This window comes from Microcoleus sp. PH2017_09_SFU_O_A (assembly GCF_020738625.1).
GTDB lineage: Bacteria > Cyanobacteriota > Cyanobacteriia > Cyanobacteriales > Microcoleaceae > Microcoleus.
Genome location: NZ_JAEQCF010000072.1, coordinates 1 through 26,617, shown reverse-complemented (window position 1 = coordinate 26,617; position 26,617 = coordinate 1). Strand labels below are relative to the sequence as shown.

The following is a 26,617-nucleotide window of genomic DNA, read 5'->3' as shown; positions in this document are numbered from 1 at the left end:
TCTTGAAGGAGTCAGTAGAGGCGCTTTGATTTCGCCTTTGAAAGTTCGCATTTGGACTCTTCAAGAATCCCCGTCCCGGAGCGGGCTGGGGAGTATCAAATACAAAGACCGCTTGTGTTGTTGGGCGATCGCCCGTTTGTTACCCTCTGGGCAATGGATAATTGTCGCCCGCTGCCGCAGTCGCTCCGATGCAGAGGGGCATTTTCAGTTTTTGCGACAAACTATACCCCACGTTAAGTTTGAGGTTGTGTTCGATTTAAACGGGGAAAGTAATCGTTTGGAGGCATTGCGCGATCGTGCTTCTAATTCCCTCAGCAGCGCGTTGTAGATTTTAATCTTCGCGGCGATTTCTGTTTGGCGATCGCTCTTTTTGTTGCTAAGGGCGATCGGCCGTACCATCTTAGTCAAATCAGAATTTACACTGCGGTAGCCTCAAGACTAAAATTCTCCGAACAGGACTTTATCAACCCTGGGTTGTGGTAAAATGCTCGTATATACAGTGCTTCTTCGTTAGTTAAAAATATGCGATCGCAACTAGAACAAATTACGCTTCAAGACAGAAATGCCGCTGAAATGGAAATTCGCGACAAGCGGCAGCAAATTAATTACGACACGAAACAGTATCCAGTCGAAATACTCGTTCAAAAATATCTGGAAGGAATTAACGATGATACTAATAAATTGTTTATTCCAGACTACCAACGTCAAATTGTTTGGGATGACACCAGGCAATCAAAGTTTATTGAGTCTGTAATTTGGGGGATACCAATACCTTATATATTCGTTGTTGAGATCCGTCATGATGAAAATGATGAACCACGTTTAGAGATCGTAGACGGCGCACAACGCATTCTTACCCTAGCTAGATTTATCAATAACGAATTAACATTAAGTGGACTCGAAAAAATAGAGCAATTAAATGGATTTAAGTTTGCCGATCTACTGCTTTCTCGTCAGAGAAACTTCAACCGAACTACAGTTCGGATTATCCAACTAACCCAAGCTGCCAACGAGGAAGTCCGAAGAGATGTATTTGAACGGATACAATCATTTTAACAGCCAAGTAAAGAAATTTCAATAAAGCACAAAATATACTGCTGCAATTATTGGTATAATCAAAATAATTTGTGCATATTCAATATGTTGGCAGTCGAATATAATCATGGAAACTGTATTCTTAGAATTTAATATACGTGCTAAAGATGTGGATGATTACTTTGTATTTTTGGACAGCCTGGAAAAACAGACAACGCAGTTAGCTTTACTTGATACTACTGGCAACTACCAAATTAAAAGCCTAGATCCAGAGTTAGCAAAAACGCTCAAAGCCAATGGTTTTTTGTTGCTATATAACTTGGTTTAATCCACTATGCGAAATGCGATTGAAGCCATATTTGAGGAGTTCAAAAATAAAGCAGTCACCTTTGACCAACTCAAACCAGAAATTAAACTGATTGTCCTCCAAAATCTTAAAAATCGTTCTCCTAAGAAAATTTATTTAACAATTAATCAACTCTCTACTGATATAATCACAGCTACATTTGAACGCGAGGAACTGTTTTCAGGAAATGTGGATGCTAGGTTAATTAAAGAAATAGCAGACAAATACGGTTTTTCATATCAAACAGACTTTCCTAAGACCAAAAATGGGCAAAATCTTGTAGTGATTAAAAGTAATAGAAATGATTTAGCCCACGGGATTAAGTCTTTTGAAGAAGTGGGGGGATATCAGGCTATTGAGGAACTATTAGAAATGAAGGAAGAAGTCATAGAGTATTTGCGTCAAATACTTGAGAATGTTAAAAGTTATCTGGACAATCAAGAGTATTTGGACGTAAATACAAATAATCCTTAATTTTAGGCTAAGAAACCGGGTTTCTAGAGTAATTTTGGTTGGGTGGCGACATATCTCATAAGAAACCCGGTTTCTGGGAATGATGGGAGGGGTAAGAAACCGGGTTTCTAGGGTAATTTTGGTTGGGTGGCGAGATATCTCCGAAGAAACCCGGTTTCTAGGAATGATGCGAAGGCTACTTCCGCACCATCACTGACTTAATTACAGCATTCGGTTGATACTTGTTAGTCTCAAAAAATCCCCCTTTACCCGCGCCATAAACTCCTGCAAATTGCTTCCCAGCAGCCTTGGGAACAAACAAGAACTTTTTGCTCGGTTGGTTGGCAAAAACTACATTTTCTCTCGATTCATTATCCACATTATAAGATAAAGTAGTCTTGCCGTAAATTGCCTCGGCTTGTTTTAATGTCATTCCTGGCCCGACGCCTTGAGCTGTTTTATAATTAGAATTGTCAGTCATCAAAAGTTCGATCGCATCCGCATCTTTCAGCTTTGTACCCGCAGCGTAAATAATCCGATACTGTACTTTTCCCGATCGACTAATCGCCACTGCATCGAAGTCTACCATAAAAGGAGACTCTACCTTAAACTGGGCTGTGGAACCTAGAGCCTGCTTGAGTTGTCCCAAAGTCATGCCGATTTTTGCTTCGCCAATTGTGCGATCGCCAATTGCTACACTTGCAGAGGAAGGTTTTGCAGCAGCATTGGCTACTTCCCCCAGAGTATTTGCACCTGCGCGCGCCACAGCAGCGCCGGGAGTCGAGATGAAGGTGAAGTGACTGGCGATCGCCAGCAAAACAGCTATCATTGATCCAGATAAGATTTTTATATTCAACATGACTAATTCTCCTCGATTTCAATTTCGACTATCAACCCGCATTTTCTGGACTGTCCTAGGGATAACTTTATTAGTTTGGATTCTCAGAGGTGTTGGCCTCTTAACATTCCTTCCCGGTGGTGTTATTTGGATACTGATTTTTCTGTCTTTTGTTGCGGGTATACTCAGCACTGTACTGCGCCGATAATCCGACATCCGGTAAGTGACAAAATTTAATAATTTAGTTTTCTGTTCGTTTCGTCTTAATGCTGAAACTTATTTTTTGGGATTAACAATAAGATTATTGAAAAAAATCTACCAAATAAATATTATGTTTGTTTATAATACCATTGGGGTCGAGTGCGGAGCTGTTAAATTGTCGATAGGTAGCTAGAGATTTTTCGTGGCGACACATCCTACAACTACCAACTACCAACTACCAACTACCAACTACTAACTACTAACTACTAACTACTAACTACTAACTACTAACTACTAACTACTAACTACTTTAGCAATTACCATTTGTTTGATTGTTTCATTGCCTTTCCCACAGTCACATTTAACTGAGCACCGATCAACATCGCCAAACAACACAGATAAAGCCAGAGCAGCAAAACGATAAAAGTTCCGATCGTGCCGTAAGTCCAATTGTAATTGCCTAAATTCAAAACATAAAATCGAAATAAACCTGAAAGCATCGCCCATAGCAGAGCTGCAAACACAGCCCCGGAAAAAATTGGTGTCTCTGGGTGACGGCGGCTCGGCCCGTAGCGGTAAACAAAGGCAAAGGCAAGGGATACAATGCCCAAGGTGCTAGGCCAACGCCACAGTCGCCAAACACCTAATAATTGTGCTTCTAAGGGACAATCTGGCAGAAACATTAGGCAACTCTTGACATCTTTTAAATTGCAATTTGCTACCGACTCTAACAGGCAACTCTGGCGGGCAATAGCTTGCACAATTAAGTCGCTGACAAAGACAACTCCTGATGCTAAGATTAGTAGCAAAATTGTACCAATGCTTAGAGAAATAGAAATAAGTTTTGCTTTAACAAAAGATCGAGTTTGAGTAGCCGGGATTTGATGAATTTGATCGAGGGCGGCCATCGCGGCGCTCATTACTCCAGAAAATGCCCACAGCGATACTACAAAACTTAGTGAAAATAGCTGTTGGTTGCGTATTGAAAGAATTTCTGTGAGGGAACTCCTAATCAAATTTCGGATTTCATCGGGTATAACTTTGCCCAAAAGACCGGCCATTTGATACAGTGTTGATTGCAAAGGTTCAAACAGGGCGATCGCCGACAAGATAGCCAAGAGCCCAGGAAACAGCGCCAGCATAGAATTGTAGGCCATTTCGGCAGAGAGCCCCGGCAACCGCTGCTCTCCCGCTTTCATGCAGACTTCCTTGAGCGTGCTCCAAGTCAAACACCGACAAAACAGCCAAAAATCACCAAATTTCGTTTTGACAGCTCTCAGCAGCCTCAAAAGTGCCTTAAACAAGGCTAAAATCAGGTAGCGCAACCAGTAATAAATGTTCATAGCTTACAAATTCCCAATGACTAATGACCAATGACTAATCTAAAATCTAAAATCTAAAATCTAAAATAAACAATATGTCTCAAGATATCAGACAGTGGTTAGATGAAATTAAGCGACTACAACAGCAGTTGACAGAGGTTTCGCGCGATCGCGATGACGCTGGTGAAAGTGCGGCTCAATGGCGCCAACTCTACAATACCGAAGCCGAGCAGCGCCGGAATGATGCTAAGTTAACTCAGCAAAGCATCGATGCTTTGGAAGCACAGATACAGGAATTTCAAAGTTTCTCCCCGATTGCGCCCGAAGGTGACGAGGCTGGAGTTGCTCGCCAGCATGAGGTTGAACAACTGCATACAGTTGGGGAACTTAAAACTAAGTTAACAGAAGTTCTCGAAGAGCGCGATCGGGCGATCGAACAAATCAAACAACTCACTCAAGCGCTCAAACAAGAAGAAGCCCGTCACGCCGAGACTAGCAGAAATTTAACCACCGCCCTAGCAGACGCCGTTGACTTGCTCACCAAAGCACAAACTATTCCTACTGCAAAAATGGAACCATCACCAGCCTATTCTCTCGAAATAGTCCCTACTCGCACCGCAAATCCTAGCGAAACTGCGATCGAAATCCGCCAAAATCCCGCTCAACTTCCGCCTTCTAAAAATCAGTTTCTTCAGCTACCACCTTTTGGGGAATAGTCAGTAGTCTGTAGTCATTAGTCCAACACTGTAGAATGGCAAAAGAGTTGAGTTTTATTTTAGGCGATCGCATCGGGATTATGGCGGTGGGCGATCGCCGATCGTTAGTGAAAATAGAGAAACCCGGTTTTGGCGATCGACCGAGTTTCTGAAAGCCTAGATGGGGGGCGAGTTTATTTCCCTTTCATTAAACCTTTAAACTCCTTCAGAAATAATCTTTTGAAAGTCATCTACTAAACGATTCTGAAGATCGAAAAAGTCTTCAATAGTTTTCTCTAATTGAGATTGACGACCCCGCTTTAAGGTCGGATTTTGGATAGTTTCAACTTGAGCCATCTGCACTTCCATACGCGCGATAAATTCCTCAAATAGCGAACTGAGATTGTTGTCTAACTCCAGCTTTTTCTCCAGTAAAAAAGCGGCTGTTGCACTGCGGATAGCGGCTTTTTCTCGCACCAAATACTGGTTACAATGTTCTGTGAGAGATTGAATCTGTGTCTCACGCACTTTCTCTAAAGCCCGTTTGCGGAACTCGAACTCATCTTTGATTAAAGCCAATTCCCCCCTGATAACAGCGCGGGTTGCTGCATCAGGGAAAAACCGTTGCAAGAATCCTTCCCGTTTTGCCATAACGGAATCGATAGCTACCTGTGCTTGATCCGTGAGACGAACAATTGGGGATGCAACCACTTCTAATTCTTGTTGTTGCTTAACTAACTCCATTGGTTTTCTTTTTTCAATATTAGACATGAATCGATCCTCAAATCAAGTTGATATTTATACCATATCGAATCATTGATGTTTTGTCCGTCGGCAAATATCGTTTTTTGTGCAAGCCTTGGAACTGAAAACCCCGGCTTATTAAAAACCGGGGTTTTGGAGTCATAACAGACGATTCATGTACTCTTCCAGCTTTGTTATGGCTTCAGCAATAAAGGAATTTACTTTACTCTGGAACCGGAGGCTTTGGGCCTTGATATCTTCAATTTCTTGACTGACTGTGGCGAGTTTGTTGTAGACTTCTGTCCAAAACTGCCGCTCTTTTTTTTTGAAAAAAAATCAAACATCTTGCCCAAACAAGAAGACAATAAATCAATGAAACTGCGTTTTTTTCTGCCAAACTTGTATTTTTTGCGGGTGCCCTCTACAATTTTTTGAGACAGTTCATTTTTGACTGTTTCCATTTCAGGACTCTTATAGGCTGCTTCGAGGCTCTGCTTATAAAAAGCTCTCTCCAGCTTTTGTTCCTCATTGAGTTTAGTTGGGAAATACTTTCGCTCTCCTTCTACCCTCAAATTTTCTTCATCTTCCCGTTCCTCTAGCATCACATCATAGGGGCCGCGTTTGGCGAGTAATTTGGCAAAGATTGGGGCTGTATCTATGACAATAAACAGCAAAGAGATGGCGTGACTCGCATGGGCTATAGCTGGATTATTTTTGGCTATTTTTTCCAAAACGTTTAGCTGAGTGATCATGTCATCGGCTCTTTCTCTGGCGTTTTTTACGGTTTGAAACTGCTGGTCTTTTTGGGATTGCAGTTGGCTAATCCGCTGCCGATTTTGCGCTAATTGGGGTTCTATTTTGCTCCGCAAGGCTTTGAATTCTTCTTTTTGTGTGAGGCAAATGGCTTGTTTTTCTTTGAAAACTGGGCCTTTTCCTTGTTTGCCTGTGCCGCTAATCCCTTCGGCTTCTTTAATGGATTCATTGCACAATAAATCTCGATTTGTTTCTTTTTCTAAGAGACTTTTTTCCAAGCCTTGATTTTTTGCTTCTAATTCGACAATCTCTGGCATTCCTTCATTCAGGTCTTTTTTGATTGCTAGGGCAATTTTAGCATTCTCTTGAGCGAGGTCAGCTAAAATCGGCTTTTCAAAGATTTTCAATTCTAAGGGTTTAGCCACAACAACTGCTATTAAAAGAGCAACCATAATCCGAGTTGCTCCCATCCCAATTTGTTGCAAACTGATTGTTTCTTCTTTATGGGTGGTGATGATAATTAAGCGATCCATATTGAAAACGAACAATCCCCAGAATAGCCCTAAAAGTAGGGCTTGAGTTGGGTTTTTGAAGATTGTATAAAAGGCATAGCCACCCGACAATACCGCACAGGCTGTGGTTAAGAGAACTGAAGCCCCAATCGCAGCATATTTATGCTTCTCTTTTTGGTAACGGCAATCTTCTAATAAGTCCGCGTCAGCACCAGCACACCACCATAAAAATCGTTCCATTGTCTTGTTCTCCTTAAGGGATAGTCTTGATTCTGAATACCATCTACCAACAGGTATACTCGATCGGTCGATGTTTTCAGAGAGGTTTTTATCGATAAATTATCGAGTTTTGTCTAAATTTGTCTGCGCGAGCTAAAGTATCTATGAATATCGATTGGTTGGTGTCGATTCTTGTCGAATTTTGTAATAAAATCTAGATTTTAAAGGTAGGTTATGCTATAAAAAAGATCGCAAGTTTATCGACGGTAGGGGCGGGTTCACCGAGGTTTCAGTCACCCAAACTGGATTGAACTAAACCCGCACCATTCCCAGATTTATGTCATCCCAACCCAAATTTGACTAAACCAGCCCCGATTTCGATGATTCTTGATGGGATGGGTTTATCAAGGTTATTGGTAGGAATGTTTAATCTTTGCGGAATCCGCCCCTAAAGTTCATAGGTAGATTAAAAGGAGTTCAAAACCATGAAAACGTTACAGCAATTGTATGATGAGTATGAAGGCGATTTTATCGATGCGATGGTTAATCACTTCAATTTTTCTGGAAAAAAAGACCTGGTTTTTCGGAAACGCTTTATCAAAGATAATGATGGTTGCTTGCATGAACCATTAGCACAAAAGTGCAAAAAACAATTAGTTGATGAAGATAATGAAGTTAAGGCGGGTCAAACTTTCAGGCAAACATTAGCCTCAATATGTGCCAAGCTGGAAGAAATGAAATGTCCGCCCAGTGAAGGCGTGGATAGGTGGAAAAATTGCCGGCGGTGGTTGCGGGAGGAAATGTTTGCACAATGGGCAAAAGAACAGGGTTTAATTAAACCGCGCACTATCGAGGAATGTTGGAACGAATTAAAAACAAAAGCTGAAAATTCCCAGTCCACGACAGATAAAGAAAAGCAATCTGAGTTAATTGTGGAAAAATGGGAACCGCAATTAGCAGATATGGGCGCACGACGGAACATCAAACGTCAAAAATTTCCGGCTAATAGCGATTTAACTTATCGGGTGATTTCTCCCCAAAGCGGACATTTAATGTTATTTGAACGGGAACCTAACGGCACGATTATTTGTTTGTGCCCTTCGGAATTTGCCCCCTCCTCCTACCATGCAGGGAAAGAGACGAAGTTACCCCTTTCTGACTCGGAGTATGAATCTTTTGGATCGGATGAGCTAGGATGGGAACAACTGCTTGCTGTGATTACTCCTGAATTACCGCCTTTTCAGTGGTTGGAAGATAGTCGCAAGGAAGCGTTAGAAGTCAATCAAGAGCATTTAGCAGGAATTTTGGACTATGTGAATGGTCAAACGAACGCTGAGGTGTTATATACGCAATATTTGGTTGTTGCCTCTCAGGGGTAATACAGATATCGGCTTTTGCATAATAGACTGGGTTTCTCTGCCGATAATTCTGCAAAAAGCTGGTTTTTTGGGCAAGACTACGCAAAGAAACTGGGTTTCTATGAAAAATCGAAGATTCTCAACTAGATATCTACGAAGAAACCCGGTTTCTCGCCTTGATGTGGGTAAGTCCTGTTGGGGTTTGTGGAGAATAGCATAAACCCCGTTTTTATCAATAATTAAGGAAAAGGGAAATGAATTTTTTAAATCAATTGGCTAAGGGTTTAAGTCAGGTTTGGAATGATTCAATGCAACAAATTAAGTGGTTAATGCTTAATAAAAAAGCTATTCAGCTTTATAACCAAGGCAAATTTAATGAGGTGATAGTTGTTGTTGAAAAAGCATTAAAAATGATAAAAATGACACCACACCTATTTACAGACAACCATCCCATTGTGGCAAATAATCTCAATAACTTGGCAGAACTATGCAGAATTCAAGGACGCTATAGTGAAGCTGAACTTCTCTGCAAACAAGCATTAAAGATAAGGCAATGCTTATTTACAGGCGACCATCCTGATGTGGCAACCAGTCTCAATAACTTAGCATTACTTTACCATTACCAAGGACGCTACAATGAATCTGAACTTCTCTACAAACAGGCATTAGAAATGACACAACGCCTATTTACAGGCGATCATCCTGATGTGGCACTTAGTCTTCATAACTTGGCATCACTCTACGACTCTCAAGGACACTACAGTGAAGCTGAACCTCTCTACAAACAGGCATTAGAGATGTATCAACGGCTATTTACAGGCGATCATCCTAATCTGGCACTCTGTCTCAATAACTTGGCATTACTCTACAATTTACAAGGGCGCTACAGTGAAGCTGAACTTTTCTGCAAAAAGGCATCAAAGATGACACAACGCCTATTTACAGGCGATCATCCTGATGTGGCACTTAGTCTTCATAACTTGGCATCACTCTACGACTCCCAAGGACACTACAGTGAAGCTGAACCTCTCTACAAACAGGCATTAGAGATGTTCCAACGCTTATTTACAGGCGACAATCCTTCTGTGGCAAATAATCTCAATAACTTGGGATTACTCTACAACTCCCAAGGACGCTACAGTGAAGCTGAACCTCTTTACAAACAGGCATTAGAGATGTTCCAACGCCTATTTATGGGCGACCATCCTTTGGTAGTAAATAATATCACTAACTTGGCATCACTCTACAACTCTCAAGGACGCTACAGTGAAGCTGAACTTCTCTACAAACAGGCATTAGAGATGGCACAACGCCTATTTACATACGACCATCCTTCTGTGGCAAATAGTCTCATTACCTTGGCATCCCTCTACCACTTACAAAGACGCTACAGTGAAACTGAACCTCTCTACAAACAGGGATTAGAGATGTTCCAACGCCTATTTACATACGACCATCCTTCTGTGGCAAGTAGTCTTATTCTCTTGGGATCGCTCTACCACTTACAAGGACGCTACAGTGAAGCTGAACCTCTCTACAAACAGGGATTAGAGATGTTCCAACGCCTATTTACAGGCGACAATCCTAATGTGGCAGCCAGTCTCAATGCCTTGGGATTACTTTTAGAGGCTACGAACCGTTCTCAAGCAGCGTTTGAAAAAATGCACCAAGCCACTGAAATGGAGACTCGCTTAATCCGTCGTAATTTTGCCTTTAGTTCAGAAAAAGAAAGACTGCAATCAATTAAAAATAAAAGACCTAGTTTTTATATTTTCCTCTCCTTAGTTTCTCAATATTTCTCCAACTCTCCCGAACAAGTCCAAAAAGCCTTAGATGTCGTTCTCAAACGCAAATCTCTCACCGCAGCAGCGTTAGCCGCGTTTAATTTTGCCATCTACAGTCAACGCTATTCCCACATCAAACCCCAGTTCGATCGCCTCCGTTCTTTGCAAAAACAACTATTTCACCGCACCAATAACCCTCCCCTTCCAGATCCTGAAAAACCCATAGAACTTTATCGCATTCGTTTGGGAGAATATCAAAAAGATATTGCCCAATTAGAACAACAATGCCAACAATTAGAAAAAGAACTCGCTACCCAAGTTCCTGAAATTCAACTGCAAGATCAAACCGTAGATCGTCGGGCGGTTGCCTTGAAATTACCCGCCAATGCGGTATTAGTGGAATATGTGCGGTTTAATCGTTATGATTTTAGAGCCGCCATAGGCCAAAACTTGAAAGCCGCCGAATATTGGGCATTTATTTTACCCGCTGGAAATCCCGATGCCGTGCAGATGATTTCATTAGGAGAAGCTCAACCCATTGATGATTTAATTGAAAAGGTACGTCAAGTTTTATCCTTAGAAAACAATCCCCCACCTTCAGAAACAATGGCAAAGGGAGGCGCGAAAAAAAAGGTTGAAGCACTAGAAGAGCGATTAAACGCTTATCAATATAACCCCCAATATCCCAACGCCCTACGCGAAAAAATCTTTACCCCTCTCCTTTCAATTCTGCAACCTTACCAAAACATTTTTATCGCCCCAGATTCCCAATTAAGCCTGATTCCGTTTGGCGTTTTGCCCGTCGATGAAACCGGCCAACAGTTATTAAGGGATAATTATCAAATCAGTTATCTCAGTAGTGGCAAAGATGTTTTAAGATGGAAACTGGAGACAGACCGTACCGCCTCCGAATCCTTAATTATTGCTAATCCTAATTTTGACTATCCCGATCCTCCTAGTGAAGAGACATCTGAAACCCAAGATTCACATGACAATTACTTTAAGCCCCTTCGTGAAACAGAACCCCTAGCCAAAAGTATTGCAAAAAAATTAGCCATTCCCAATCTCTATTTAGGCGATGAAGCGGTAGAAACCCTGTTATCTCAAACAGCAAGTCCCCGCATTTTATTAATTGCCACGCATGGCTATTTTGAACCAGAAAGTCCCTCACTCAACCTCACCGAAAACCCCTTAGATCGCTTTGCCGTTGCCCCTGCTAATAATGCGATGATTCGTGCGGGTTTAGCCTTTGCTGGGGCAAACACTTCGCGACAAGGGAAAACTTTACCAGAGGATGCAAAGAAAATGGGGAAAGGATTATTATTAGCTCAGGATGTGGCCGGGATTGATTTATGGGAAAATGAAGTAACGATTTTAATTGCTTGTCAAACTGGCTTGGGAGACGTGCAATTAGGAGAGGGAGTTTTTGGGCTGCGGCGTGCCTTTGCGGTGGCGGGATGTAAGGCTTTAATTATGAGTTTGTGGGAAGTTCCTACCCGTGTTTCTCTGTTGTTGATGGATCGGTTTTTAAGTGATGTTGAGCAGGGTTTAGGTAAGCGAGAAGCTTTATTAAAGGCTCAATCTTATATTCGCACAATTACGATTCAGGAGTTACGACAATTTCCTCTGGGTTGTGATATTGTCGATGAGTTTATCGATGATAAAAAAGTTATTTCAGAGGAGTTTATTGAGGCTAACCCCGATTATCAATTGTTATCTCATCCCTATTTTTGGGGTGCATGGATTTCTCAGGGGGAAATGTAGAATGTCGCGTCTAGGGGCTAGAGATTCGGCTATTGGTGTCAACTTCAGACTCAAAACCATAGGAAATGTCGCTTGTAGTTGAGTCTAGATCCCCCTAAATCCCCCTTAAGAAGGGGGACTTTGAAAAGACTCTTGTCCCCCACCCCACAAGAAATTTTAACTAAGAGTGGAACAGGCATCTTGCCTGTCCTATTTCTTAGTCTCGCGTTGCGCGGACTTCGTTTGTGTAGACGCGGTTTCAACCGCCGAGGATCTTGATATAACTGGAAATTTATGAAATTATTTGATTCTGTAGTTGAAATCGATCCTAATGAATATTTCCTGAATAATGTCGCTAAGCTAATGGGCATATTAAGAAGTTTTATCGGCTCATGATATTAGTCTAAATTTGATTGAAAAATATCTTAGAGTTCTCCCGATTTTTTTCTCGCCCATGCTCGCACGGCTTTACGCAAAGAAATCCGCCCCGAATAACGATTTTGCTCGATCAATTCGGGTATTTCTTGTATCGGAAGACTTGGAAAAATTGAGCTAGTTTGTACCTCTATATATTCTTTCCCCGACCGTTGGTAGATTTTCAGTTCACCCGAATCGTAACACCAAATTTCAGGCACACCCAACCGAGCATAAATGGGAAAACGACTGAGAGATTTACTCGTTACGTCTATTTCTAAAGCCAAATCCGGCGGCGGATCTTGTTCCAAATTAAACTGGAGTTTGCCGCGAATTTTTGGCTCATTTTGGAAGTAGAAACAATTGTCTGGTTCTACTCCAGCTTTTTGGATTTCTCGCTTCCAAGTGGTTGATCCTAAACTTGCATAATCTTGCTCCAACACTTCTGCTATATCTTTAACAGTATCGCCGATCGTTTCTTTGTAGTATTCATGTTCGGGTAAGGGTGTCATAATTTCTAAAGTTCCATTGTCATAGGCGAATCTAGCAGCACGGCTTTCACCGAGATCCGCGAGCAAGTTCTCAAATTGTTGCCAACTGATATTATACATAACAACTCGATCGGCACGAGGTTTGGTTAGTAACATAACTTTTTCTCAAGAGTGTTTGACAGATAATCCTATTATAGCCGAAGGAAGTTCGGTAACGGATTTGGCTCCCATCAAGGAAATCCGCTTGACTGAAGAAGAAAAGACACAGACGAGAACAGAGAGTATTCATATCTCCTGAAATAAAACTCAGTTAAATTCATCCGTGTCTCCGTGTTCAAATCCGTGCCGTTTCTCTCTTCCTTCTGCTTAAAATCCCATCGCGCCAGCTACTGCATCCAAATTCGGAGCAATTCCTTGCTTAAAGTTGTTCTTGCTGTGATTAATTGCCGTATCTGGGTCTTTCAAACCATTACCAGTGAGTACACAAACCACCGTTGCTCCTGTTGGAACTTGGTCTTTTACCTTCAGCAAACCGGCGACAGAAGCAGCGCTAGCTGGTTCGCAGAAAATCCCTTCTTCGGATGCTAACAAGCGGTAAGCGTCGAGAATTTCTTCGTCGGTGACAGCAGAAAAACTGCCGCGGCTGGCTTCGGAAGCAGCAACAGCCTGTTTCCAGCTAGCAGGGTTGCCGATCCGAATTGCTGTCGCCAAAGTTTCTGGGTTCGCCACTGGTACACCCGTTACCAACGGTGCTGCTCCGGCTGCTTGGAATCCCATCATTCGTGGCAAACGCGAACATTTATTCACTTGGTGGTATTGACAAAAACCCATCCAGTATGCTGTGATGTTTCCCGCATTTCCCACGGGAATGCACAGCCAGTCGGGGGCGTCGCCCAAGGCGTCCACTACTTCAAACGCGCCGGTTTTTTGGCCTTCCAAGCGGTAAGGGTTGACGGAGTTGACCAAAGTTACGGGATAATTTTCAGCCATGGAGCGGACAATTTCTAAAGCCCGATCGAAATTACCGACAATCGAAATGACTTCCGCACCGTAAAGCAAAGCTTGGGCCAACTTGCCCAAAGCCACGTAACCTTCGGGAATCAACACGAAAGCCCGCATCCCCCCGCGTCTGGCGTAGGCTGCTGCCGCTGCCGAAGTATTGCCGGTACTGGCGCAAATTACAGCTTTGGCGCCGGCTTCCTTCGCCTTGGAAATCGCCATTGTCATCCCCCGGTCTTTGAAACTACCAGTGGGGTTGAGGCCGTCGTATTTCACCAGCACGCGCACGTCTCTACCGATGAGAGCGGCGATCGCAGGTGCTGGAATTAAGGGAGTATTGCCTTCTTGGAGTGTCACTACCGGCGTGGTTTCAGTCACCGGCAGGTAGGGGCGATAAGCTTCGATCAAGCCCGGCCAACCGTGAAGTTTCGGCGAGGCTGCGCGGGCAGCGGAGTTAGCAGCAGAGTCAGTTACAGGTAGAATCAGGGTCACGATGTCAATGGTTTCTAGGCTTTGGCAAAGAATTTACACTAATTTTAGCTCGATCGGTTAATTTAATGTTTGATACGATCCGTTCAGGTTAAAGTAACTTAATGGTGTGAATGTGTAGATATGTCTACTCAATTACTAATGTCAAATAATTCCTCCACTCTTTCTCGGCCTCAAGTCACGGCTAGCAATCCCGAAATCGCTAGTTCTGCTACGCTATCGACGGGTTTTGCGCGCAAAGTAGATTCGGTGAAGTGCCCCTACCAAGCCGATCAGCAAGTTAAGTTCCTGCACCTGCAAGCAGAAATCGACTCCTTGCTGCTGGAAGTCCAAACCCTCAAACAGCAACGCTCTGTTGCTGGATCTCAAGTTGCGATCGGCAAAAATTCTGCTGTGGGCAACGGCAATTACCAGTAACAACTCGTGCTAATTGTGCCGCCCCTGTGGTATAAAAAGTAAAGTTTTGTTAACCGCAGTGTTTTTTTTAACCAAAAGCGCTAGCCATTTAATCCGCGGCTAGCGATTGCTAGCATTTGCGAAAACGCGCTTGCCTACTGCTCAACTCGTCTGCTGATTGTCAGTAGCGAGCTGATATTTTATTGCGCTAATTTTGTTAAGCCATCCACATGGCACACGGAGAGTAGACATCAATTTATGACAGCATCGATCGAAAAACCACTAAATTTGACATCCGCAAGGGACACTTCCAACCTGCGCCTCAAAGATATTCTCCAAACCCTGCCGCGCGAAGTATTTGTCAAAAACCCTCGCAAAGCTTGGACAAAAGTCATCGTCAACGTTCTTCTAGTTGCTGTTGGTTATTTTGGCCTAGCAGTATCACCTTGGTATTTACTGCCCCTGATGTGGATTTTCACAGGTACCGGATTAACCGGTTTTTTTGTGATAGGCCACGACTGCGGACACCGGTCATTTGCCAACCGTCGCTGGGTAAACGATTTAGTCGGACATCTCGCATTTCTCCCGTTAATTTTTCCGTTTCACGCATGGCGTCACGGACACAATTATCACCACAAGCACACCAACAAAATTGGTGAAGATAATGCTTGGCAACCAATGACAGCAGAAAGCTACGCTGCCGCGCCCAAAGCATTACAAATAGCTTATCGTTTAATCTTCGGCCCAATGTGGTGGATTGGATCGATCGCCCACTGGGCAAAAGTACACTTTATGTGGTGGCGCTTCAAAGAAGGTCAACAACGCGAACAAGTGCGGTTTTCGGTTTTTGTGGTTTTGATCGGTGCTGCGATCGTATTTCCGACTTTAATAGCCACCACAGGCATTTGGGGATTCATCAAATTTTGGTTGATGCCCTGGATGGTTTACCACTTCTGGATGAGCACCTTCACCATTGTTCACCACACAGCGCCAGACATTTCATTTAAAGCACCAGAAGAATGGAACGAAGCCCAAGCACAACTATCGGGAACAGTTCACTGCGACTATCCCCGCTGGGTTGAGTTTCTGTGCCACGACATTAACGTGCACGTTCCCCACCACCTTTCAACTGCTATACCCTGGTACAACTTGCGCCTAGCCCACAGCAGCTTAAAGGAAAACTGGCAACCTCATCTCTATGAAACCAAATTTTCTTGGTCTTTAATGAAGCGGATTGCAGACAACTGTCACCTGTACAACCCCGCTGGTGGCTATCAAACATTAGAGGAATTTCACGCTCAAACCAAATAAGTTTGAAACGCGATAAATCCCCTAAAAACCCGGTTTTGTTAAACAAACCGGGTTTTATTAATATCACAATCCCTAGCTAGAATTTTTGATAAATCTTGCTTTTAGCGCAGTCTAGATCCCCCTAAATCCCCCTTAAAAAGGGGGACTTTGAGCATTGCCTGTCCCCCCTTTTTAAGGGGAGTAGGGGTTGACTTTGAAATTACTCTTGTCCCCCCCTTTTTAAGGGGGGTTAGGGGGGATCAGCGGGGCTAATAGTCAAACATTAGATTACATTTGACATGAAGTTGACACCAATTCCCAATTACCCATTACCAATTCCCAATTCCCAATTCCCAATTCCCCATGAAACATGATTTTCAATCCCAATAACTGTCGCAACGAAAGCGAAGTAGAAAGCAAACTCATTGTCAGTTATTTGTTGCCAAAACTCGGCTATACCCCCGACACTTGGCACCAAGAAATCGCCTTTGGGAATATTCGCCTAGACTTCCTCTCATTTGCTACCCAAGTTATCCCCATAGTGTTCGATGCAGACTCGCCCATGAGTTTAGTCATGGAGGCAAAACATCCCAAGGAAAATCTAGACCGCCATCGGCGGAAACTGAAGCGTTACTTAACAAGTTTAAGCATCCGCTACGGACTCATAACTAACGGCAAAGAGATTAGAATTTATGCAAGAGTGAGCGATGATATTCAGCTAGCATTTCAGTGCGCCGGACAAGACCTTGAAAGTAGAATTGATGAAATTATAGCTTTAATTGGCAGAGATAGTTTAAAGTTTGTAATAAATCCAGATAATCTAGAACTGGAAGATAGTAAAACTAATTTAGTTACTCCTGAGTTAATTACCGAAGTATCGGTACAACAAAACAATCCCGCCACCGCAGAACCTGAAATCATTCAAGTCTCATCCCCCGAACAAATACCTGAAGATATTTTAGTTAAATCATCCGATTTAATCATTCCCCAAACCCCGCAAAATAGTATGAAAATAATAGCAGTTTACCACAACAAAGGCGGCGTCGGTAAAACCACAACAGTAGTCAATTTAGCAGCAGCCCTGAGCAAGGAAGGTAAAAGAGTCCTAGTCATCGACTTAGACAGTCAGGCAAATACAACCTTTGCAACTGGTTTGGTCAAATTTGAAGATGAAGAACAAGATGATTTGAAAGATTGCAATATTCTTCAAGTTTTGCAATCAGAGGATTTTTACTCGATCGCCGAAGTAGCCCGCGAGTCTAATTTTTGCAATCCTAAAATCGATGTAGTTCCTTCCCACATCGATTTAATGTACTATGAAACGGAACTAAATCAACTAGATTACAGTCGCATGATTTTAATTCAAAAACTAGCGGAAGTAGAAGATAAGTACGATATTGTACTGATTGATACGCCGCCATCTTTGAATTTTTTCGCCAGAGTTGCCCTGATTGCTGCGGATTATTTAATTATTCCTTCTGACTTAAAACCTTTTGCCAATCAAGGATTGATTAATGTCAAGGATTTTATCAAAAAAGTCAATGGATTCAAAAAACAAATCGGCAAAAAACCTTTAGAAATTTTAGGCATCCTCCCTTGCAAAATCTCACCCAATCCTAAGTTTGTACAGTACAGTTTGCCCAAGCGGAGGGAGGCTATTCCCAAACGCTACGGCCTGGAAATTATGGACAGCGTAATTTATGAGAGAGAGGATTTAGCAAAGTGTGCAGAACTATTTAAAATCGTGGGCAATATGGAAATCGCCGATCCGATTTCGGTGCTAGATTTTAAACCGGATTGCACTTCATCCCAAGAATTTGAAATGCTAGCCGAAGAAGTTTTGGTAAAAATAGGTCAGTAAAAACTTATGAAAAAATTATCTCCGTCACTGGTTGCAGTCAAAAGAATTACCTCCGCAGTTCCCCGTTCCAATTTTGCCGATCGCGATTTAGATAAATTAGCTAGACTTATTTTAGACGCCGGAGGCTTGATTAATCCGATCATTGTCCGCCGCACCAGTATGGATGCTTACGAAATAGTAGACGGAAACCTTGAATACTACGCCGCGGCGAGAGCCAGGGAAATTGAACCTCTCAAGGGCGAGACAATCGGAGCATTCATCCTGGAACCAGAAAATGAAGCACTTCTCCTCGAACAACTGGAAATCCTCAGAAAAACCGCAATCAGTGAGAATCTAGGTGAAATTGAAACTCCCAAAGAGTCATTTATAACTGAGGCTTCAGTTGAAATTGAAACTGTAGAAGCCTCATCTAGTTTAGAGCAGCGAGTGACAAATATTGAAGCCCGGTTAGAAATTCAAATTCATGAATTGAAAGCTGAACACGCCCGTGAAAAAAAGGTATTGGCTGAGAGAATACAAGAAATTGAAAACCTAATTGCCCAACAATTACCTCTGTTAATTGAAGCGCAGTTGGCTAACAGAATTAATGAGTTGAAATCAGAGTCTGCATCGGAAAAGCCCTGTTTGGTAGATGCGGTACCAGAAGTTGAACAGGTAACTTCTCAACCAATGTCGCTGTTGGCCGCACTGAATACTCAAAATCCAGCTCAACTGAAAGCGAATTTTGAATATACTAAGTTAGTGAACGATAAAATTATACAACGAATCCTCGACGAAAAGCGAGATGTGAAGCCGTTTGTGTCATTTGCCAATGTGGTGGAACGTATTCAAGGGCTAGGCGACAAAACAATGATTAAAATTATTGATTACTGGCAAAATACTCATAAGTTGTGAGCCGTCTCAATTGCTTTTTTGGGGGCGGGCTAGAAGCCCACCCCACAAGAGTTAAAACCGGATTTCTGAAAGGTGATTGACTAGGAGCAAAAATACTCACAACTGGCAATTCCTGCTAAACCTGAACACGGTAGCGATCGCCCGATCGCCAAAAAAAGTAAAGATGAGTGAAGCAGTGTATAATTTGTGTCCCCCAGCCAGTTAAACTCATCACAGTCGATTTTTTGTAGGAATTGCAGTCAGTTTTGCCGTTAGCGAAGCCCTCGTTGCAGGATCGCCCGGGCCCTCACCCCACAGCCAGCCGCACAGGTACAGCACGCCGCCGATATCTCTCCCAGATTTAGAGACTCAGGCCAACAAATCCTTTAACTAACCAAAGTCTGAGTAAGGTGTTTGTCTCGCACCCTATCATTAGAGTTCTTGAGTTAGTCCTGTGGCACTTAAAACCCAGGCTGTAAAGTGCAAATATATATAATTACCCAAACACCTGATTTTAATGACAAAAGGGGACTTGTAAGAAGATGGATCGATCGCAAGATCAAAACCGAATAGTAGAATATTTGCGGATTAAGCCAATTAGTCACAGTCAGATTTATACTTCCCAAATTGCAGTACCAGAGACTCAGGGGGGAGAAATCCCTCGCGAACGTCGGGAAGCTCTCAGGAGAAGTCTCATCGAGCAAGGCAGCAACTTAATTCCTTTAATTGTACGTCCTACTGAAGCTTACAGCAACGAAGAAGAATACGAAGTTGTCTGCGGCTCAGATTGGTGTATTGTTGCGAAAGAACTCGGCCTTGAGCAAATGTGGGCTTGGGTTTTTGAAATGACCGACGAGGAGGTAGTTGCGGCTCAAGCAGAAATGGAACATTTAGCTCCGCAGCCGACTCAAAAAACTGCACAACTTGAGACTCTACTGCAACAATTTGAGCTATCATTTCAAAAAAAGGTAGAGAGTCTAACAAAACAAATAGAACAATCTGTTAAAAAGAATGAAGACCTGCTAAAAAAACAAGTAAAAGCTCTAGCCGAGCAGAACTTCGATCGCGATCAAATAACACAGATAAAGCATCTGCTAGAACAAGTTGAAAAAACATTTCATGAAAAGGTAGATAAATTGGCTAAAAAAATTGAACAATCTGGCAGCAATAGTTCTCCGAAATCGGAGGTTATTTCGGAGATGAATCTTGAAGGTGTGTTGAGACAGTTGGATGAACTGGAAAAATTGTTGTCAATCAAATTAGATCGCACTGTCCAAATAATTAATCAGTTTGTGGCTGACACGATCGCAGACGTAGAAAATGACCTAAAAAATCAAATTGCCACGCTCCGCAGCCAACTGGGAGCCGCTGCGACGCACTCAGAAATACAGCCCGAGACACCGCCGAAACAGCAGTCGAAGGCGCAGCCAAAAACCCAGGCTAAGAAGCAGTCGAAGGCGCAGTCGAAACCTCAGCTACCGCAGTTGCAGTTAGAATTGCCGTTTCCGCCCCAGCAGCAACAGCAGGAAGACGAGGAAGACTACGATACTCTTTCGCTGAGACGCTTGAAGGCGATCGGCAAAGACCGAAAAGTGCGGGGCTACGCGCGCATGAAACGACCGGAAATTCTGGCTGCGCTCAGAGAAGCTGATGGCAAATAAAGCGGTAATTGTTAAGAGTTAAAACTAATTGTTTGGTGTTCGATCGCGTTTTTATGCAAAATGCGCGATCGGGCTTTTGATACAAATTTCGGCGTTGCTGAGAAAGGAGTATGATTTGCCTCCGAAACTCGCTAGTTTCAGCAACGCCCAATTTTATTGTATTGTAAGCTGGTTTAGGCGATCGCATATCCCGTATGCTGCCGAACGTGATACGGATGAAACCCTAAAACTATCTTGTCTTTAGGCACTCCTAATTCTACAAGTTCTGCGGTAATTCCCGTTTCTATACCATCTTGTTGAATCCAGATTTTTCCGTCAATAATTTCCACATGAACGATACAATCGTGAATTCTTTTAGGCCCTTGCCAGCCATCGTGCATCAGTAAAAAATTGTTTTGTTCGCGATCGACAATAACGCTGCTTTTAATTTCTCCGTGTCCGTAAGAAATCTGGGCATAACTATCTAAAACATTGCGAACAATTTGGCGATATTCATCTAGTCTATCCATCTGATAACTGTCTCCTTTAATGAATCAAAAACTATTAGTTTAAATCTCTTGTTTTCTAGCAAAATCTGCCCAATAGGTTCAGAAAAAATTTCTGCATAAACTTCTGCACGGATTGCCAGATATATTATCCGTTCAGGTTCCGATCGCTGTAGAATATCTTCGTAAACAATATACTGTCCAACAGCTTGTTCTAAGTCATGAACTGGTGAAGCACTCACAAAACTTTTGACTTCTACAGCAATTTTGCGACCTTGTTTTTCGGCGGCAAATAGTTTTTCTGCACCTAGATCGACACTGAGAGTACGTTTGCCAATTTTTAAGGGTAGCGGATCTTTGGTTATTGTCCACCCGTCCTTTTCCAGGGCTGTTCTGACATTATTGTGGTAGATGTCTTTTGCTGGCATATTCTAAGCTTAACCATCAACTGTTACCCTAATTATATAATAACACAATGCTTTTCCCAACTCATAGCCGCGGAAAACTACTTGTCGATCGAACTTCAATACCAATTAAGGATAATATTTCTTATAGTCCGAGCAAACAGGAGTCGTGACAGTTTACAAAATCCACCTATAAGTGATGACTAATCCTATCTATCCCGGCATAACTCTCAACAACCACTACCGCATCGTCCGCGAATTGGGACACGGAGGCTTCGGGCGCACCTACCTCGCTGAAGATGCCCACCGATTTAACGAACCCTGCGTTTTAAAAGAATTTGCGCCCCAAGTACAAGGAAGTTACGCCTTACAAAAATCCGAGGAACTCTTCGAGCGCGAAGCCGGAGTGCTCTACAAACTGCAACACAATCAAATTCCGCGCTTCCGCGAAATGTTTCGCGTCAGTATAGTCGATCGAGGCTACCTATTTCTCGTCCAAGACTACGTACCCGGTCAAAATTACCGCTTCCTGCTGGATGCCAGGAAGCGTCAGGGTTTGCGGTTCATCGAAGCAGAAATCAATCAACTGCTGATTCAAATTTTGCCAGTCCTCGAATACATTCACTCCTTGGGAGTGATTCACCGCGACATCTCCCCCGACAACCTAATTCTGCGCTTGTCTGACGGAATGCCCGTGCTCATTGACTTCGGCGGAGTCAAACAAATCGCCGCCACCGTAGAATCTCTATTTGCTGAAACTGAAGCTAACGCCACTCCCACCCCCGCGACTCGCATCGGCAAACTCGGCTATGCTCCCGTCGAACAGATGCAAATGGGGATTGTGTCTCCCCACAGCGATTTGTACGCTCTGGCTGCGACGGTTTTGGTGTTGTTGACAGGGAAGGAACCGCATGAATTGCTCGACAGTCAGACACTGAATTGGAACTGGCGATCGCACTGTTCTCTCTCTCCGAATTTGTCCCTGGTGCTGGATAAAATGCTCGCTCAGCAGCCGAACCAGCGTTACTCCTCGGCTCGCGAGGTTTTGCTCGCTCTCTCCGGCAATCCGCTGTTACAGCCACAGCCACAGCCATCCCCACAGCCGGATTTGGGACTCACGCAGCCACCGCCGGACTACACACCTCTGGCCGCACCCATACCCGTGCCAGCCCCCGCCCCGAAGCTTCCGGGAACTCCAGTGCGAGTGGCCACGATCGGCAATCAGCAAAAGATGCCTGCTTGGAAAATGTTTTTGTTCGTAGTGGCGGTGCTATCGAGTATGGGCGGAGTTGGCTGGTTTGCGGGCAATTATGTGTTAAACCTGCAATCAAAAGTGCAGAAGATTCCCGTGACTCCGGGCCCGAAGCAGCAGCAAGAGGATGCTTTGCGCGATCGCTACTCTCGGCTTAAAATTGACGATCGATTCTACAACGGTTACGTCAACCTTGTAGATGAGAATTTCTATGCCAAATACCCAGAATTAAACGGGCGGCTGTTAAAAGAAGGCGACGAGGATCGCCAATGGCGCGAAAAGTGGCAGAAAATCGGCGACGACTTGCTCGACAAGCTCGAAAACCTCAGCAGCGATGCCAGAGCGCGGTTGGGCAGTTACGAGACTACAGATCTCGATCGCTCCAAAGCCGAGGTTAACAAGCTGAATTTGAGCAGTCGAGCGCTGTACGATTTGGCTGATGCCAAGTTCTTTTATTGGTTTCCACAGCACCCACGGAATAAAAATATCATCGGTTTGCCGATCGGACAAATTTGGCAAGCAATTACCGCCGACGCCCTCGCCTCTTTGCAAGCAGGAGCAACTCTTGAAAGCGTCGAATTTGACCGCCGCGCGAACAACAAAACCCTTAAAGGAAATCTCAAGCCCGGAGAAGGCAAAGCTTACATTGCCAGGTTCGCCCAAAATCAGATTTTGAGCGTAAATTTGCAAGCTCCGCGCAAATCAACTCTGCTATCAATTTATTCTCCTGGGCGCACCAACAAAGCCAAGGCTTTACTGGAAGATGCAGAGGAGGTGAGTTGGTCTGGAACTCTCGATGATGCTGGTTTTTATGAATTCGTGGTGGTTTCTCAGTCATCCGAGGCGATCGCCTACGAGTTGAATCTGGAGACGAAATAACCCCCATCCCAAAACGGATCTTAGCCCCCGACTCCTGTCGCGGTCGAAAATTTGAGACTCCCGTTCAAGCTCACTGACTCATCGGTCGGAGTAAATCTAAAATCGACTCAAGGCTATTGACGCCTTGAGGGCGATCGAGCCATAATGAAGTAATCCCGAGCGGGTAAATTTTCCGGTTCAAACAAAGAATATGCTGAGATTTGCGATCGTAGCTTTAGTAACTTTGGGATTAGTATTAATGACTGCATTAGGTTTATCTTCTGCCAGTGCGACAGTCAGCAATCCCGAATTTTATGCTTGGAACTTTGCCTCTGTAGGCAGCAGCGAGTTAGTTTGCAAAAAGACACTTGTAGTTCCGCGAGACCTCATCATTCCGTCATCATCAATGCAAGCTGTCAGTATCAATTCTGCAATTGTAGATGACAAGTTTTGCGCGAATTCCACTAAACCTGTGAATTAAGGCAGCGCATCCTATGATGTCCCCTGAAACGACAAAATAAAATTGGCTTGATCGTTCGGACTTTAGTCCGCATCCATCAGTCCATCCTATGATGTCCCCTGAAACGACAAAATAAAATTGGTTTGATCGTTCCGACTTTAGTCCGCATCCATCCCAGGAATGAAGCCAGAACGATCGAACACTTTTTAAAGCGAATTGACCCGATATTATATAAAACTTGCCGCTATCCGCGCAGTAGTGAAAGTGTTGGCGGCATTTTTTATGAGAAACAACAATATTTTTTATTAAAATTTATTAAAATAGTCGGGCGCAACAGTTGTATGCCTTTGAAAGCGATCGAAAACTATTGCGAATTTTGCCAATTCTTTGATTGTCACTTAAGAACCGAGGGAAAATCTTTAGCCATTTGGCTAAAAATTTATTAGCTAATTGGCCTAATCAGTAACTGTCAAGTTTGAGTATGCTAGAGTTAGTCAGGTTCTGATATATAGTGCCATCTGTTATCTAAGTATCATGCTCAAAATTTTAGTCATTGAAGACGACGAATTAATCCGGGAGACTCTTGTGCAACTCCTGGAATCTCACAGCTACCGAGTTATCGTGGCAGAAAACGGTCGATTTGGGGTGCAGATGGCACTTTCGGAGATCCCAGACTTAATTTTGTGCGACGTACAGATGCCGGAACTCGACGGTTATGACGTGTTGCGGACTCTGCGACAAAACTCCCTGGCTGCTACAATTCCATTTATTTTCCTCACGGCTCAAAGTGCCAAAACCGATTTTCGTCGGGGGATGGAATTGGGGGCTGACGATTACCTAACAAAGCCGTTTACTAAGGCTGAATTGTTGGGAGCGATTGCTTCTCGCGTCTCGAAACGGCAAACTATTACCCAACCCCTGACAGTTGCGCTTCACCAAGCAGAAGCCAGACTCAAAGATTTAGCTAACGACTCTACAAAGGTTTGTGTCCTCTCCCCTGAAAAGTTGGCTCTAGAAGCTCTGCTGCGCCACGCTTTAGCACAAGGTGAGTTTCAAGTATACTATCAGCCCCAGGTGAATATTGCTACCGGACAAGTTATCGGCGCTGAAGCTTTGGTGCGCTGGCAAAATCCCGATCGAGGTATAATTTCTCCCGCTGAATTTATTCCCTTAGCCGAAGAAACAGGTTTAATTATTCAGATTGGCGAGTGGGTACTGCTTTCAGCTTGCGCTCAAGCGGCGAGTTGGCTGGCGGCGGGGTTCTCGCCTTTTACGATATCAGTAAATTTGTCGGCCCGGCAGTTATCCGACCCCGAACTCAAGGCCCGAATCGTGCAAATATTAGAAACTACAGGCTTGGAGCCTGCAAATTTAGAATTAGAAATGACCGAAAGCGCTCTGGTAGAAAATGCGACAGTCGCAGGCGCAACTTTAAACGAACTTAAAGCTCTCGGAATTCGGATTGCCATTGACGACTTCGGCACCGGTTATGCTACTTTAGGATATCTCAAGCAATTTGCTTTTGACAGCTTAAAGATCGATCGCATTTTCGTGCGAAATGCCAGCGAAGACGCTCAAAATGCTGCTATTACCACAGCAGTAATTTTGCTGGGTCACAGCTTAAATATGACAGTAATTGCAGAAGGAGTAGAAACAGAAGCAGAACTAGCTTTCTTGAAACAGCACCAATGCGATATCATGCAGGGGTATCTGTTCAGCCGCCCCGAACCGGCAGCGATAATTGAAAGTATGTTGATTGCCAACCAGCGTTTGTTCGCTCAGCCCCCAGTAGCAGCACCTGCTCGTGTTATACCTTTTGTCCCTGTCTCCGAACCCGAAAAATCTAAAAACCTTACCATGTCAGGTCTAGGAATAGTCTAAGTGTTACCAGGATTTCTGTATGATAAAATGAAATTCTTTGGCTCTTCATTAAGTAGGTAGGCGCTATCAAACTGAACCATGTAACAGTATGTAAACAGGGCCCAGGAGTGCTACTTTCTTGGCATTTGGATAGTTTACAATTATTACATAGTGACGTTTGGTAGCGCTTACCTACTAGCGCGTTATGCTGAATAAGTCTGTAAGCTAGGCCTAAACCCTTACCGGGCAATCAGCCTAGTTATGATTCTTAGCCTTTGAGGCTTGGGGGCAAAGTTTAGGCTAGAAGCCGGGATTTTACAGCCAAGCGATCGTGCTTAATGAAAAATTCAGCAAAAAAGGTACTGAAGAGCCAATTCTTTCTTTTAGCTGCTTTTTTCTGCGGAAAAGTTGACGCTCCCTCTTGAAAAGTTGTAGCTTTTTGAGAGCATTCTCCTGTTGATTGATTTACTGAATTTTGATTGAATTATCTGAATAATGTGTTAAACTAGCCGAATATTCAGCATTATTCACTTTTGGCTACTCAACCCCAAGGCAAGCAGCCGAACATTTTGGAGTTTGCCTACATACGCTCAGGCGATGGGAAAAAGATGGTATTATTACCGCCATTCGCACACCCTCCGGTCAACGACGATATTTAATTAATTCTGATGCCGGATTTAGCAAAACTAATCAAAGAACTATCCTCTACGCCAGAGTCGACCGTCTGCATCAAAAAGCCGACCTTGACCGACAAATTGCAAAATTATTGGAACTCTATCCATCAGCCGAACTCATTACCGACATTGCCAGTGGGCTTAACT

Annotated in this window: 23 protein-coding genes and 1 pseudogene; 16 read left to right on the top strand and 8 right to left on the bottom strand. The window is 43.5% G+C overall.

The window, feature by feature from the left end:
* From JGK16_RS24065 to JGK16_RS24050, 4 genes are all read left to right on the top strand, one after another.
* A partial coding sequence (locus tag JGK16_RS24065) for a hypothetical protein (RefSeq protein WP_325315616.1) occupies positions 1-328 on the top strand: 328 nt, incomplete at its 5' end.
* Positions 329-522: 194 nt separating this feature from the next.
* Positions 523-1,056 (top strand): DUF262 domain-containing protein, encoded by a 534-nt coding sequence (locus tag JGK16_RS24060; protein ID WP_293184858.1) that lies wholly within the window; start codon positions 523-525, stop codon positions 1,054-1,056.
* Between the two features lie 106 nt (positions 1,057-1,162).
* A complete protein-coding gene (locus JGK16_RS24055; RefSeq protein ID WP_293184860.1) occupies positions 1,163-1,363 on the top strand; it encodes a hypothetical protein in 201 nt (66 codons plus the stop codon).
* A 6-nt stretch (positions 1,364-1,369) separates the two neighbouring features.
* Positions 1,370-1,855 carry an MAE_28990/MAE_18760 family HEPN-like nuclease gene (locus JGK16_RS24050; protein WP_293184861.1) on the top strand — a complete coding sequence of 162 codons (486 nt, stop codon included), beginning with the start codon at positions 1,370-1,372 and terminating at the stop codon, positions 1,853-1,855.
* 175 nt (positions 1,856-2,030) lie between these two features.
* Here JGK16_RS24050 and JGK16_RS24045 read toward each other — a convergent pair whose 3' ends face one another.
* Together JGK16_RS24045 and JGK16_RS24040 are read right to left on the bottom strand one after the other, a co-directional pair.
* On the bottom strand, positions 2,031-2,693 hold the full coding sequence (locus JGK16_RS24045; protein WP_293192806.1) for a hypothetical protein: 663 nt from the start codon (positions 2,691-2,693) through the stop codon (positions 2,031-2,033).
* A gap of 497 nt (positions 2,694-3,190) precedes the next feature.
* Positions 3,191-4,216, bottom strand: a complete 1,026-nt coding sequence (locus JGK16_RS24040; protein ID WP_293192804.1) for a YihY/virulence factor BrkB family protein — start codon at positions 4,214-4,216, stop codon at positions 3,191-3,193.
* Positions 4,217-4,290: 74 nt separating this feature from the next.
* Here JGK16_RS24040 and JGK16_RS24035 point away from each other — a divergent pair, with 74 nt between their 5' ends.
* Positions 4,291-4,911, top strand: coding sequence for a hypothetical protein (locus JGK16_RS24035; RefSeq protein ID WP_293192802.1), 621 nt, complete (start codon positions 4,291-4,293; stop codon positions 4,909-4,911).
* Positions 4,912-5,106: 195 nt separating this feature from the next.
* On the opposite strand, the gene JGK16_RS24030 is transcribed toward JGK16_RS24035, so the two are convergent.
* Together JGK16_RS24030 and JGK16_RS24025 are read right to left on the bottom strand one after the other, a co-directional pair.
* Positions 5,107-5,661, bottom strand: a complete 555-nt coding sequence (locus JGK16_RS24030; protein WP_293192800.1) for a hypothetical protein — start codon at positions 5,659-5,661, stop codon at positions 5,107-5,109.
* Between the two features lie 191 nt (positions 5,662-5,852).
* Entirely contained in the window at positions 5,853-7,139 is a 1,287-nt protein-coding gene (locus JGK16_RS24025; protein ID WP_293192798.1) for a DUF4407 domain-containing protein, read from the bottom strand.
* A gap of 464 nt (positions 7,140-7,603) precedes the next feature.
* Between JGK16_RS24025 and JGK16_RS24020 the strand changes: the two genes are divergently transcribed.
* Entirely contained in the window at positions 7,604-8,497 is an 894-nt protein-coding gene (locus JGK16_RS24020) for a DUF4384 domain-containing protein (protein WP_293192796.1), read from the top strand.
* 233 nt (positions 8,498-8,730) lie between these two features.
* Entirely contained in the window at positions 8,731-12,024 is a 3,294-nt protein-coding gene (locus JGK16_RS24015; protein WP_293192794.1) for a CHAT domain-containing tetratricopeptide repeat protein, read from the top strand.
* Positions 12,025-12,428: 404 nt separating this feature from the next.
* Here JGK16_RS24015 and JGK16_RS24010 read toward each other — a convergent pair whose 3' ends face one another.
* Both JGK16_RS24010 and thrC read right to left on the bottom strand, forming a co-directional pair.
* Positions 12,429-13,064, bottom strand: coding sequence for a Uma2 family endonuclease (locus tag JGK16_RS24010; RefSeq protein WP_293192792.1), 636 nt, complete (start codon positions 13,062-13,064; stop codon positions 12,429-12,431).
* A gap of 210 nt (positions 13,065-13,274) precedes the next feature.
* Positions 13,275-14,393 carry a threonine synthase gene (thrC, locus tag JGK16_RS24005; RefSeq protein ID WP_293192808.1) on the bottom strand — a complete coding sequence of 373 codons (1,119 nt, stop codon included), beginning with the start codon at positions 14,391-14,393 and terminating at the stop codon, positions 13,275-13,277.
* A gap of 126 nt (positions 14,394-14,519) precedes the next feature.
* Between thrC and JGK16_RS24000 the strand changes: the two genes are divergently transcribed.
* The 5 genes from JGK16_RS24000 (at position 14,520) to JGK16_RS23980 (ending at position 20,477) form a co-directional block, all read left to right on the top strand.
* Positions 14,520-14,813: a hypothetical protein gene (locus tag JGK16_RS24000; protein ID WP_293184872.1), complete on the top strand. Its 294-nt coding sequence runs from the start codon at positions 14,520-14,522 to the stop codon at positions 14,811-14,813.
* 237 nt (positions 14,814-15,050) lie between these two features.
* Positions 15,051-16,103: a fatty acid desaturase gene (locus JGK16_RS23995; RefSeq protein WP_293184873.1), complete on the top strand. Its 1,053-nt coding sequence runs from the start codon at positions 15,051-15,053 to the stop codon at positions 16,101-16,103.
* Positions 16,104-16,452: 349 nt separating this feature from the next.
* On the top strand, positions 16,453-17,943 hold the full coding sequence (locus tag JGK16_RS23990) for an AAA family ATPase (protein WP_293192790.1): 1,491 nt from the start codon (positions 16,453-16,455) through the stop codon (positions 17,941-17,943).
* A gap of 6 nt (positions 17,944-17,949) precedes the next feature.
* Positions 17,950-18,837 carry a ParB N-terminal domain-containing protein gene (locus JGK16_RS23985; protein WP_293192788.1) on the top strand — a complete coding sequence of 296 codons (888 nt, stop codon included), beginning with the start codon at positions 17,950-17,952 and terminating at the stop codon, positions 18,835-18,837.
* Between the two features lie 521 nt (positions 18,838-19,358).
* The gene (locus JGK16_RS23980; protein ID WP_293192786.1) at positions 19,359-20,477 is read left to right on the top strand and encodes a Rho termination factor (modular protein); all 1,119 of its coding nucleotides are present in this window, start codon (positions 19,359-19,361) and stop codon (positions 20,475-20,477) included.
* A 173-nt stretch (positions 20,478-20,650) separates the two neighbouring features.
* Here JGK16_RS23980 and JGK16_RS23975 read toward each other — a convergent pair whose 3' ends face one another.
* The gene (locus tag JGK16_RS23975; RefSeq protein ID WP_293184878.1) at positions 20,651-20,986 is read right to left on the bottom strand and encodes a XisI protein; all 336 of its coding nucleotides are present in this window, start codon (positions 20,984-20,986) and stop codon (positions 20,651-20,653) included.
* Entirely contained in the window at positions 20,974-21,390 is a 417-nt protein-coding gene (locus JGK16_RS23970; RefSeq protein ID WP_293184879.1) for an element excision factor XisH family protein, read from the bottom strand. Before JGK16_RS23970 ends, JGK16_RS23975 begins: the two co-directional genes overlap by 13 nt.
* Positions 21,391-21,565: 175 nt before the next feature.
* On the opposite strand from JGK16_RS23970, the gene JGK16_RS23965 reads away from it, so the two are divergent.
* The 4 genes and pseudogenes from JGK16_RS23965 to JGK16_RS23950 form a co-directional block, all read left to right on the top strand.
* The gene (locus JGK16_RS23965) at positions 21,566-23,497 is read left to right on the top strand and encodes a serine/threonine-protein kinase (protein ID WP_293192784.1); all 1,932 of its coding nucleotides are present in this window, start codon (positions 21,566-21,568) and stop codon (positions 23,495-23,497) included.
* A gap of 190 nt (positions 23,498-23,687) precedes the next feature.
* On the top strand, positions 23,688-23,957 hold the full coding sequence (locus tag JGK16_RS23960) for a hypothetical protein (RefSeq protein ID WP_293184881.1): 270 nt from the start codon (positions 23,688-23,690) through the stop codon (positions 23,955-23,957).
* Positions 23,958-24,470: 513 nt separating this feature from the next.
* On the top strand, positions 24,471-25,817 hold the full coding sequence (locus JGK16_RS23955) for an EAL domain-containing response regulator (protein WP_293184882.1): 1,347 nt from the start codon (positions 24,471-24,473) through the stop codon (positions 25,815-25,817).
* A 535-nt stretch (positions 25,818-26,352) separates the two neighbouring features.
* Positions 26,353-26,617, top strand: a pseudogene (locus JGK16_RS23950) (MerR family DNA-binding transcriptional regulator); the annotation flags it as partial.